A 12,355-nucleotide genomic window follows, 5' to 3' on the forward strand; every position below is an offset into this window, starting at 1 on the left:
CGTTGTAGCACCTGGCGTCGGTTGGGGGATCTTAAATACCACTAACAGCAACTGTATTGGGTTTAATAGCCAGATCACTACTTAACCTGTAATAGATGTAAGCTAATCTAACTTATGCAGTTTGACTCTCGCTCCGTAAGTATAGATGCTTATCAAGACTCATTTTTTTGTTGTGATAAGAATGCATCTCTAACTTCCTTGCGAGGTTCATTTAAAACATCGACATAGTAACGTTCTGAAGAAGCTGCAACTTGAATAGTTTTTTGCTCACAGATCCAAGAAAAATATTCCAGAGCAATTTTATGTTTTTCCACTGTATTCAATTCTCTACTTCTATTGAGCTTTTCTTGTAAATCAGGAGGTGCTATCAGATTAAATTCATTGGGTTGTTCTAATATTAAAGAGTCTAGTAAACCCTCAAATCCCACGAAAGCCAGACGGTAAATTATCAATTTACAAAAATAACCGTGAAAGTAACCACCATGAACATCTATCCCTGTTGAACTGTTGTTAAAAGAGTCAAGAAAAGCCTTGAGAAGCCTTATATACTGCCAAAGTTTTAACGGAGATTTTTGATTTGGACAAATGAGAACATTGATTGTTTTGCCCTCACGACCTGGGTAGTCAGTTTTATCTTGATATTCTGTACAATCAAAATAGGTAAACAAATCAGCGATCGATTCTGGATCTTCACTTTTAGGGACTAAAGATTCCGGGTCTTTCTTATTCTGTAAGAGGTTTCGCTCTTCCCCCTTGTTTAAAACCTTAACCCCAAGATATCTCAGTAGATGGTCGAATTTTTTATCCGAAACAAAGACCTGATTATCTGGCGACAAGAGCTGCTTTAGATTCACAATTCCATAAACATTTGTATCTGGCAAATTAACTGTCAGATTACCAAGTCGATATCCTTGAGTACGAGTACTAGCTGGGAAAGAGAAATAACTAGCTGCTGTTGAAGCAAGGCGTAATGCTACATCTCCCTCGCTACTAAAGAGATAAGCTTCTTCAAAACGACGCAAAGAAGAGCGTAAAAAATTAGTCCGTCCTGAAAGAATAGTATTTACTGGAATGTCTGGAGAAACCAAAATCAACCGACCTAAACTGAAAACACGACCAATATTAGATGATGGTTGTTTGTTCAAATTCTTGACATTACCAATCGATTTTTGATCAAAGGCGTCAGAGAGAACTCGCACGACTTCTGTTGTGATGAATCCACCCATACTATGACCAATAAATGTCAACTTAATTCTTTTTTGATTCAACTCCTCTTTGGCCTTTTTTTTGGCTTCTTTTTCATCATCTAAAAAAGCTTGGCTCGTAAGAAAATGTTGGGTATAACGCTCGATTAAACCTTGGTCTAATTGTCGAATAAATTCTATTAAATCTGGCACAGCATAATATCTGGCACGATATTCATCTCGAAAATAAACAATAATTCTCAAAATGAATAAACTTCCAACAAAAGAAGCGACACACAGACCTACTAAAATCAAAATCCCAAACCAAGAATACGAGAATAAAATTAATAATAAAATACCAATGGCAGTAATTGCTAACCCACTATATAGTAAAAATTGTAGTAAACTCGGTAAAGAATTAAATGCATTTTTCAGGTTTGAAGGAACACTTTCCGATGACCATCGGTAACCTAAATAAACAAAGCTACTTTTTCTATCTTTCAGAGCTTTGTCTTGTTGATTAAGATATTTGCAAACTTGTTGCCAATCTTCGCGTACATAGTCTTTTTGTCCGTCCTTAACACCAGTATTATAACCATGAATTTGAATAATCAATCCTAACTCTTCTGTCTGCGATTGACTGTTTTGAAAAAGATGGTCTATAACATCATCAATTGTCGGCAAAGTTTCATCCACTTTCAACTTATCATCTTCTATATTGATAGGTGCAGTGCTGCGGATAAAGTAACCGGGAATAGTTAGATTTTTGCCATCAATTTTCTGATTCTTTACAAGGTCATCTATCAAAAGATCCATATTTACTACCTATTATATACGAGTCGATATCATCATAGCTCCACACGTTCCCACACCAGTTCAAAGACCTTCAGGACTCCATCAGTGTTGGTCGGTGGCGTTTTCAGTGTGACTCGATTCCCATTCAATGTGAACGTTCGGACTAAATCCTTACCAACCCGATTAGGAATCGATGCTACCTCGACGTGATGAGTGACGGTGTTTCCATTCAACGTGTATGTCCCTGCATAGGCATTGAAGGTAGAAAACGCCTGTACACATTCCTCAGTCGGTAAAGAGCGAATGTCTTTGCTGAATGGTGAGCGAATATCTCCACTTAAGGGTGGGCGATCGCTCCTTGAAAAGATAACCATCATCCGCTCCTCGGGTGTATAGGTGATGTAGCCAATGGGGTTAGAACCATACACTTGAGGAGTTACTGTCCCATCAGGGTTGATGGCGCTTGCACTGATTAGCGTCCAAGTTCCAAGCAACGGATTCGTCTGAGCAGCTGACAAATCAGACATGACTCACTCCTTATAAGTAGCTCATTTTTAGTGGTTAGTTTTTAGTCGCTGCTCTCGGTAGAGCTACGAGTTATTCACTAACTATTAAGCACTAAAAACTCATAATCAACAACCAATCACCTTCCAAGCTCTAAGCCGCATCTGTCTGTTGGTTGGTCGGTTGTAGCACAAAGTCGAACTCGGCTGTATAGAAAGGTTTACTTTGATTGTATGCGTTGAGTTTGTCGAGTGTCTCATGTTTTTGCAGCTTAAGGATGGCAGATCTGACCGCGAACGTTGTATCTGAATCGAGGTGCGGATCTCCATCAATATGAATTTGTGTAGTCAGGGGTATATAGCCTGCAGCACTCAACTTAAAATGGATATGGCCTGCTCGCAGGGTATGTCGTCCCAAAAGCCGCAGCAGCTCACCGCACGGTCCGCTTGATGGGATAGTGTACCCTATTGGCACAACCGTTTCAATGGAGTAGGAGCCGTCCGAATTGGTTCTGAAACGACCTCGGAAGTTACCCTTTGCCTGGGATGCATCTTGAAGGTCATACAGTCCTTTTGAATTTGATTGCCAGACATCAACAAGCGCATTGGCAATTGGTTTGTTGTTCCGGTCTAAGACGCGTCCTGAGAGGAAAAGCGTATTGCCGTCAGGATCGATTCCCAGGCGATCGCCCATGTTGCGCTCTGGCGCATCCGGTACATACACAGGACCTTCCACATTACTTTCCGTAGCTGTGCTGCTGTTGTTATGCAACAGAAGCACTAGCTCTGAGATTCCCAGCACGTCGAGCAACATATGAATTTCCCCATTCGGTATCTCTTTTGTGTAGCGATCTGCCCGAATGATAAAATCGCGCAAGAGCGATAACTCTTGTTCCGTCAGATTCACCTCCTGCACGAAGGCGTGCAGATGTCGAATAAGGCTGGCATAAATCTCATAAAGGCGTGGATGAGTCTTGCCTTTATCACCGTGCTCAATCACGGCTTGAGTGATATTTTCGAGAGTAATATTTCTCATCTTTATCTGCTCCGTGAAACTTATCCATAGTTGACTACTTTAGTTAGAGTCTAGTTTTCCAACTACTTCTAGCATTCGTCAACTCATTTTACAGACTAGTTTGGTGTTTACTTCCTACTGCTGTATTTTAATGATAAGTCTTTAACCGGACACGATATCAGGCATTGCTGGATACCAGTTTCCTACCTTCGGTGCAGCACTACCTCACCACGCGGCTGGCTCGGGTTTTTAGCTTGCACTTATCTGACACTTCAATTGAAAATACTCTTGATACAACCGACAACTAGGTGTAGCTAGATTGTCATCCAACTTAATCAACCCCATACTCTTTAACTTGTAAGCAAGAATCGGTTCTAACCTTACAGGTTTGGTAGCACTCATCACTGCAGAAAGAGCCAATGCTAATTCTGGGTGCACCTTCAAAGTTGCCCAGTGAGGCTGGATATGACGGTAATAAATACTTGTGGGTGTGGCAGCAGTTTGCAGCAGTTGCCCTAAGGCAACCTCTCCACGACTGAGGTGATAAAGTGTCAGGTGTACTAATGAAGGATGTCCGCCAACGATGTCCATCAAAAACGTTGCTTCATCATCTGTCCAATTGAGTCCAAAGCGCTGGGCTAACTGCTGTACCTGCTCTAAACTAAAATAGTTTAACTCAATCGGTAGTCCGACATTAAATGGGGACTGATTCAGCTCCAGGGGAACATAAACTTCAGTTGAGTGAACCACAATCAGACGCAGCTTTTGCCAAATAGGTTGTCTTTTGGCATCTTCGTACCAAGAACGCAACAAAGGTAAGAATTCTTTTGCCACTTGCGGATGCTCAAAAATCTGGTTCACTTCGTCCAACGCCAAAACCAGAGGAGAATCAATCTGCTCTAACACATAATTTCGTAAATAAAGCGAGCAGCTGACTTTGCTGCCAATATCTTCATCCCAAAACTCGTCTAATCTTGGTTCAAGGTCAAGCTGATGAGAGACGTTAGCACATAACCAACGCAAAAAGCGGTTCAAATCGCTCAAGATAGTTTGATCAACTTGCTCCTGCAAATTCAGGCTCACTGTATGGTAGCCGATTTGCTTGGCATACTCAAGAATCCTCAACAGCAGCGAGGTTTTACCCATTTCTTGAGGAGCTTTCATGCGAATTAAGGCTCCTGGGTTAATCATTTCTTTATAAACCTGTGTGGTAATCTCTGGTTGTTCAATGTAATAGGGAGAACCAAGTTGGACTAAACCACTAGGAAAACGAGGTGACATTTCCTGCTGGAAATTGGGAAAATTTCTTACAGAGGGACGTTGTTCTAAGGTTGTTTTTGGAGAAGCTTGTGTAGTCACATACGATTCTAGTAGCGTCCGACAGTTTTTTTTAGTCACACGGTTGCCGATCAGATCAGACAATTTTTGACATAATTTTCGAGCGACAGTCTTAGTAAAGTTACTATGACTATAGCCTCCCTGTTGAGCAATTTGGTTGTAAGTTTGACTTTGCCAAATACCTCGTAAAACCAAAATTTCTGTATGATTAAGGGGGCGATTTTGATATTCCAGGAACTTGCCATTGAGCATCTCAATGAGTGAATCGAGAGCCGTTGTTTTGGAAAAAACTGAGGTTCCTACTGGCAATCGGATGTTTGTTTGCACACCTCTGGCATTTGGGGTGGAAGCCAGCATTGAGAAATCTGTCTTGTGTTTCCGTTTAGTCCATACATTTTGCTGTGACCAAATCATAGATGGTTCAGCAGGATTCTGGAAAATCATTGGTAGCCAAGTGGCACAGGGATATTCCACCTCTAATCCTTGCAGTCTTTCGCGTGCAGAACGCACTGCATTGTATAAAGACTTTCCAGTTGAAAATTCTGCCAGAAAATACTTTAAAAATTCTTGAGCGACGACATCCGGTACAGGCTCACGCATGACAATCACTTGTGGAATTTGCAAATCTTGGAGTTCCTGCGCCAACCCTAAACCATCACAAGAGTTGAAAATCGCTAGCTTCAACCCACGACTAATAGCTTGTCTCAGAGCATATTTTAACTGCTCAAGGGTAATCGTATCTGTTTTATTAATTTGCAAAAAACCTTTTTCTTGACTAAAACTATGACCCGCAAAAAAGAGAATATCCCAACTTTGTTGCCATAGCTGCTCGTTTAAATGACCGACATTCGGTTCTATTAAAAATTTAACTTCTGCTTGAGTTGATAGTTTATCTAAAAGAGTTTTATCCTGGCTAATATCAATTCCCTGACTATTCCCGAAAATTGCCAAAATTCTCACTTTACCTGTGCGGTTATTGACCAGCAATTTATTAGTGTTTTGATACTCTGGCGCACTCAACGCCACTTCTGCATATGGGTAATCCTCAAAAAATTTCCACAGATGCCAAGGAAGTCGTCGCAGTAAATGGTCGTTGGTTTCAATAATGAAGCGAATTTCTTCAGAGGGTTTTAATTGTGTACGTAACTGCTGGTCTATTTTGCGAAACTTTGTTGAGTTGAGCCATGTATTGATTTTTTTTGACAACAGCTTACACAAGCCATGAATATCAGCCTCTGAAATATTAGTAATAAAATTTTCTTCAATTTCAAAATTATCATCTATTTCGTTATCGAGACGCCAACTCAAGCGTTGATAAAAAGCATAATAAACTGACTGCCAATTTTGGTAGAGTTCTAAAATTTTTGGTGCGGGTGGTAAGCTGGCAGTAAATTTCATCCGGTAGGGGTTGTCTGCTTCTCCAAGCTGAGCCGTCACCGTAGCACAGCCTTCGTGTAGGTTCCCTTGACCTAGGCTTAAAACAACTAACCTACTCATAAGAGTTTGATCAAATAAAGGTCAACTGTAGACGTGACGAATCATTTGCAAGGATGGAGATAATCCGGCGTACAAGCATCTTAACTTTTAGGACGGTTTCCTTTAGCATAGAACAAAAATCTGTATAATGAAGTAAAGATTTTTACATTTTTTGTACTTTACTTTTCATCCTTTTTTGCTCACAATAATAAATCTAATCGATTTTTACTAATCAGTTAGGCACCTTGGTTATTTTAATAAAATTTTCATATAAATATAACATTGTTTTGAAAGCTTATTATAACAATTCATAATTTCTTATATTTGTAGAAAATAGAAACGTTAAGTCTATTGAAAATATTCCTTTGTAGTATACTGAATTTCGACAACATTGATCAAGATTTTTAGGGCGAAACCCCCGCCATTCATAGCTGGAGAATGAGTAAATACTCCCGACGGGCATTTGGAGACGAGCAAGAATGAAAATATTTCTCTTTCATCTGCCTCATCTGCTTGACTCCTTTTTTTAACCTTAAGATTTTAGTAAAACAAAATCAAATGGTCTATGGGAATCCGGTTTTATTTGGTGAATTGACTCGTGGAGGTAGGGAACGCTTAACGCTTAACAGGGAACAGAAACTGTACCTAGCTTCGTCAAAAATCAAATATGAGTCCTATAGCTGTTGTTTCGCTTCCAGAGTGATTAGGCATAAGCTCTTACCCACTGCACTCTTCTGTATCAAGTATTACCCAAAAACACGGCTGCTCCCGGAGGGGGCATCGCAACGAGAGGCGCGCGCTTGCACATGGACAATCGTCCTTGATAATTTACCAGAAATTTAACGGCTCTCTTCAAGGGGAAAATATGCAAGTTATCGCGCAACAGCTTATCATCACTGCTTCAGTTGGAAATTTTCATCAAAATCTTTCAGTGAGGGATACACAATAGGAGGCGTTGCATTAATCGTTAACAACCGCTGCTTATACTCTTCCAAATAAGCTTGGCGACGCTCATCCCCAATGCGACTTGCGCCCCAAACGATGAAAGGTGGCAAAACATCGAAACCCACAAAGCGAAAAATTCCGTGATTAATTGGATAGAGGATGGTACGAATCTCACCATTGATCCCTATTTCGGTGTACATGGTTAATGCACCACCTGTGGTGAGAGACAGCATGGCTTTTTTGCCTTGAAAAACTCCATTGTCATAAAACCTCCCGCCACCATAAATTTTTCCCATTGCAAAGACTCTATCAACCCAACCCTTGAGGATCGCAGGAAGTCCGAACCACCAAAGAGGAAACTGAAAAATCAGCACATCGCACCAGTCAAGTTTTTCCATCTCCGCCTTGATATCTGGGGCAAAGCCATCAACTTCAGTGGCATACATTTCTTCAGTTTGCTGATTGTAGTAGTTTAGTTGTTTATGAGAAGTAAAGTTGCGGCGGTCAGAAATTGGGTTGAACTGCATGGCATAAAGGTCAGAAATGATCACCTCATGTCCTATGGTCTGCAGTACTTCCTTAGCATAGCGAGTCAGTGCACTATTGAAACTGTTGGGTTCTGGGTGAGCGTGAACAATAAAGAATTTCATCTTGACATCCCCTAAACACTTATCCGAGTCTAATATGCTGCTTCTGATACAGATACCAAACTTAGAGCCACGCAATGGTTCGCAGCACCCATTTTGTCATAACGGACACGTTGCTTTGTTAGCGCAACGTGTCCGCAGGAGTTACAATGATACTCCAAAACAGCCGCATCTTTTAGGTTGTGGGCGTCTGAATTGTTTTTGCCGACTGGCTAAATAACAAATCTCTTGACTTTTCTACATCCAGCGCCTGATTTTTGAAGGCTTCTGCCTTTTCGTAAGCACGAATTGTTGCCGGACGCGCCTGAATTGTTTCAAACCAGCGCTTGAGGTGAGGAAAGTTCTCTAAGTTTTGACCTTGGCGCTCATATGGCACAATCCACGGATAGGTGGCAATATCAGCAATCGAATAATCACCAGCGAGAAACTCTCTATCAGCAAGCCGCTTATTTAGGACAGCATACAAGCGTCCCGTCTCATTCACATAACGGTTAATAGCATACTCAATTTTTTCGGGAGCGTATTGGCTGAAGTGGTGGTTCTGTCCCGCCATCGGTCCCAAACCGCCCATTTGCCAAAATAACCATTGCAAGACTTCAACGCGATCGCGCAAATCTGCTGGAATCAACTTCCCAGTTTTTTCTGCCAAATACAGCAATATAGCACCCGACTCAAAGACTGAAATCGGCTCACCTCCAGTTGCTGGTTCATGATCCACAATTGCCGGGATACGATTGTTAGGAGAAATTTTGAGAAACTCAGGCTTAAATTGATCCCCCGCGCCAATGTTGACAGGAACAATTGTGTAAGGTGTTCCGGCTTCTTCAAGGAAGAGTGTGATTTTATGTCCGTTTGGTGTTGTCCAGTAATAAAGTTCAATCATGGGTTTTTTCCTTACGTTTAAATGAACAGTCTTTTAAGAAACAGAGGGAACAGGGAATAGGGAACAGGGAATAGGGAACAGGGAATAGGGAACAGGGAACAGGGAACATTAACTGATAACTGATTGAAAAAGGTGTTTTTTTCGTTCGTAGCTGGTGGTGCGCCGTTATAGTGCGCTTGCTACTGCGGGTCAGTCATTTGAGCGACCATCAATTAATCCAGGCTGTAGTCGAAAGGGATCAACGCCTTCCAAGCAGGCGACATTGATTGCATAAAATTTAGGATCCTTTCGGGTTCTGTGGAAGGGATAGATACCACAAACTTTGCAGAAATAATGCTTTGCTGTTTTTGTGTGGAATTGGTAGAGAGTCAAATACTCTTCACCAGCTACCAAAGTGAATTGTTCCGCTTGAACGCGATGCATAATTGCACCTCTTCTGGAGCATAAAGAGCAATTGCACCTGACAACTCGTTTGAGATTTGTTGTCACTTCAAATTGAACTTTCCCACAATGACATTGCCCGCGATACCTATTCATTGTTTTGCAGAATAACCAGCAGTTATACCAAAATCAATTTTCACATCTTCATCTTTACGACAATTGTCCTAGCTAGAAATGCTCTACCCAAGGTCGTAGTTCAATTTCCCATGTCCAAGCACTCCGGGGCTGATACAAAATGTTGAGATAGCTTTGGGCGATCGCATCAGGATCAAGAGTGCTATCTGGATTATCTGCTGGATCTGGACGTACTGCTGAACGAATTGCCCCATCTATCACAAAATGTGCTACATGGATATTTTTTGGTGCCAATTCTCGCGCTATACTTTGAGCCAGACCCCGTAGCGCAAATTTACCCATTGCAAAAGGAGCAGACTGAGGGTAACCCTTGACACTTGCTGAGGCTCCAGTAAAGAAGATAGCACCGCCTCCTTGATTCAACATCCGTTTAGCAGCAGCTTGGGCAACAAGAAAGCCACCGTAGGCAGTTACATCTAAAGTTTTCGCCACCTCAGTGGGATCTAAATCCACAAAAGGTCCCCGCACTCGGTAGCTGGGATTGTAAACGACAATGTTGGGTGAACCTACTTTACTTTCAACATCAATGAATAACTGATTCACTTCGTCCGGTTTTGAGACATCAGCGGCGAAACTGCTAGCCCCAATCTCAGTACTGAGTTGACTAAGTTTATCAATTTGGCGGGCGGCTAACGCCACAGTTATTCCCTCTTTTGCAAACAGGCGGGCTAAAGATGCACTCAGTCCACTACCTGCTCCGATAATTAAAGCTGTTATTGCCATTGGCTCAATTCCTCCTTAAGGATGAAGCTGGGCTGGAGAAAGCTGAGAATTGTTAGGACGTTGACCAATACGGAGTACCAAAACTGCTGCAATCAAGCACAAAACACCGGAAAGGATAAACGCCTGTAGATAACTGCCCAGCCAAGTTCTCAGTGCGCCTGCTCCCAATGCTGCTGTGGCTGCACCAAGCTGATGTCCTGCAACTATCCAACCGAACATGACGCCGACATTCTCCTTGCCAAACACGTTAGCAGTTAGACGCACCGTAGGTGGTACGGTAGCAATCCAGTCAAGACCGTAGAAGACTGCAAACACAGAAAGTCCGTAGAAAGAGAGGTCGAAACTGAAAGGCAAGAAAATCAAGGACAAACCCCGAAGTCCATAGTACCAGCATAGCAAGTATCGATTATTCCATCGGTCAGACAGCCAACCAGAGAGCGTTGTCCCCACAAAATCAAATAGACCCATCACCGCCAGAAGACCAGCCGCTTTGACTTCAGGTATGCCATGATCAACACAGGCGGGAATGAGGTGAGTACCAATCAGCCCATTTGTACTGGCACCGCAGATGAAAAAACTACCAAATAATAACCAGAAGTCGCGTTGGCGCATTCCCAACCAGAGTAAGCGCAGTGTCGAAGCGATGGAATTAGCTCTGGGCTGTAGCACTTCTGCCGTTTCGCTCTTATCGCCAAACGGACGCAAGCCGACTTGAGAAGGCCGATCGCGCATAAAAATCGCGATCAAAGGAATGACTAGCAGCGCTACACCACTCAGAGTAAGGGTTGCAACTCGCCATCCAAAGTGCTCTACTAACGACGCCAGTATTGGTAGAAACACCAGTTGTCCAGTTGCTGTACTTGCTGTCAGCACACCGAGAACCAAACCCCGCTGTTGGGAAAACCAGCGATTAACCACTACAGCACCTAAGACTAAGGCAATGATCCCGGTACCACTACCGACGATAATGCCCCAAAGCAAGACCAGCTGCCAGGAAGCCGACATCAAGGTAGTTAAGCCAACACCAACAGCAAGGAAAGCAAGTGCAAAAACCATAGTCCGGCTAATGCCTATCCGCTCCATTAGTGTTGCTGCAAAAGGTCCAATCAGTCCGTAGAGTACCAAGTTAATGGAGATTGCCAATGATATCGTTGCTCTTGTCCAGCCGAACTCTTGTTCGAGCGGTACAATCAGTACTCCGGGGGCTGAACGAATTCCAGCAGCCACCAGCAAGGCAATGAAAGTTAAACCAGCAACAAGCCAGCCATAATGGAGCGAACGACGCGCTAGATATGAGGCTAAGGACATGGCTAAAAATTTTTATTTGGTAGATGGGGACTGGGGATTGGGGATTAGGAATTGGAGTAGTGGTATTCAAGCAAAAAATTAAAGCACATTTTTTCGTTCTTCCCTTACACCCTTACACCCCTAGCTTTGGTCAATCAGGTGAGCAGTACCTCGCTACTGGCTGTCTACTCACCGTTTGCTCATGTTTAATCTCTCAATATAGATCGGTAGCGTAGACGGTTGTCATCTCAACCCTCATAAGGATTTCCCAGTCTATCGACAAAAACGTTATGGGCAAATGGTAGACGTCCGGGATCGCGACGTGGTTCTGCTGCATATCCAACTGGTACAAGAACTGCGATCGCAATATCTGAATTGTCCGCAGCAGCAATCACTTCCTTAACTTTCTCTTCAATCCAACCATTCAAAAAGCAAGTGGACAAACCCAGACTTTCTGCTGCTAACACCAAATGAGTCGCAGCAATCATAGCATCTTTGATGGCATACTCGCGCCGTTTGTCTCCAAGTCCAGCTTGATGCTGCGGGATATTGGTTTTAAAGTAGTTTACCGTCTTCTCATTCCATGCACCCGTTTCGAGTCCCTGATTCAAAATCGGTGTTAAGTCTTGTTCTCCAGCAGTCGCATCAGCAGCAAATACAAACGTCACAGGCGCTTCAACGACTTGTTTTTGATTCCAGGCTGCTGCTGCAAGAGCCGCCTTTTGTGCCTCATCTTGCACAAGAACTATCCGCCAATCTTGTATGTTATAGCTACTGGGCGCTGCTACAGTCAGTTCAACGAGTTGCCTAAGTAGTTCCGGGGATATGGGATCTGATTTGAAAGTCTTGATAGAACGACGCTGAATAATGGCGCTGGGTACATCTAGAGGTTTAGTTTGCTCTTTGAGTTCTTGAACCATGAGATTTCTCCGTTAATTTTCAAAAAGATTATAAGGTTGCACCACACCTATTTGTCATTCGTA

At 42.7% G+C, this 12,355-nt stretch carries 10 protein-coding genes; all 10 read right to left on the reverse strand.

The features are described 5' to 3' along the window. Positions 1–152: 152 nt before the first annotated feature. Positions 153–2,000, reverse strand: a complete 1,848-nt coding sequence (locus AC5JM2_RS09265; protein ID WP_495834602.1) for an alpha/beta hydrolase — start codon at positions 1,998–2,000, stop codon at positions 153–155. Positions 2,001–2,032: 32 nt separating this feature from the next. Continuing rightward, positions 2,033–2,506 (reverse strand): lipocalin-like domain-containing protein, encoded by a 474-nt coding sequence (locus AC5JM2_RS09270; RefSeq protein ID WP_495834603.1) that lies wholly within the window; start codon positions 2,504–2,506, stop codon positions 2,033–2,035. 130 nt (positions 2,507–2,636) lie between these two features. Then, the gene (locus tag AC5JM2_RS09275; RefSeq protein ID WP_495834604.1) at positions 2,637–3,518 is read right to left on the reverse strand and encodes a dioxygenase family protein; all 882 of its coding nucleotides are present in this window, start codon (positions 3,516–3,518) and stop codon (positions 2,637–2,639) included. A 228-nt stretch (positions 3,519–3,746) separates the two neighbouring features. Beyond that, a complete protein-coding gene (locus tag AC5JM2_RS09280) occupies positions 3,747–6,332 on the reverse strand; it encodes an AAA-like domain-containing protein (protein ID WP_495834605.1) in 2,586 nt (861 codons plus the stop codon). Between the two features lie 872 nt (positions 6,333–7,204). Continuing rightward, the gene (locus AC5JM2_RS09285) at positions 7,205–7,906 is read right to left on the reverse strand and encodes an NAD(P)H-dependent oxidoreductase (RefSeq protein ID WP_495834606.1); all 702 of its coding nucleotides are present in this window, start codon (positions 7,904–7,906) and stop codon (positions 7,205–7,207) included. 172 nt (positions 7,907–8,078) lie between these two features. Next, the gene (locus tag AC5JM2_RS09290) at positions 8,079–8,786 is read right to left on the reverse strand and encodes a glutathione binding-like protein (RefSeq protein ID WP_495834607.1); all 708 of its coding nucleotides are present in this window, start codon (positions 8,784–8,786) and stop codon (positions 8,079–8,081) included. Between the two features lie 189 nt (positions 8,787–8,975). Then, on the reverse strand, positions 8,976–9,323 hold the full coding sequence (locus tag AC5JM2_RS09295) for a GFA family protein (RefSeq protein WP_495834608.1): 348 nt from the start codon (positions 9,321–9,323) through the stop codon (positions 8,976–8,978). Positions 9,324–9,395: 72 nt separating this feature from the next. Further along, positions 9,396–10,085: an SDR family NAD(P)-dependent oxidoreductase gene (locus AC5JM2_RS09300; RefSeq protein ID WP_495834609.1), complete on the reverse strand. Its 690-nt coding sequence runs from the start codon at positions 10,083–10,085 to the stop codon at positions 9,396–9,398. A 15-nt stretch (positions 10,086–10,100) separates the two neighbouring features. Continuing rightward, positions 10,101–11,393 carry an MFS transporter gene (locus AC5JM2_RS09305; protein ID WP_495834610.1) on the reverse strand — a complete coding sequence of 431 codons (1,293 nt, stop codon included), beginning with the start codon at positions 11,391–11,393 and terminating at the stop codon, positions 10,101–10,103. Between the two features lie 227 nt (positions 11,394–11,620). Further along, the gene (locus AC5JM2_RS09310; RefSeq protein WP_495834611.1) at positions 11,621–12,292 is read right to left on the reverse strand and encodes a nitroreductase family protein; all 672 of its coding nucleotides are present in this window, start codon (positions 12,290–12,292) and stop codon (positions 11,621–11,623) included. Between the last annotated feature and the right edge of the window lie 63 nt (positions 12,293–12,355).

The sequence above is a fragment of the Brasilonema angustatum genome, from assembly GCF_059505445.1.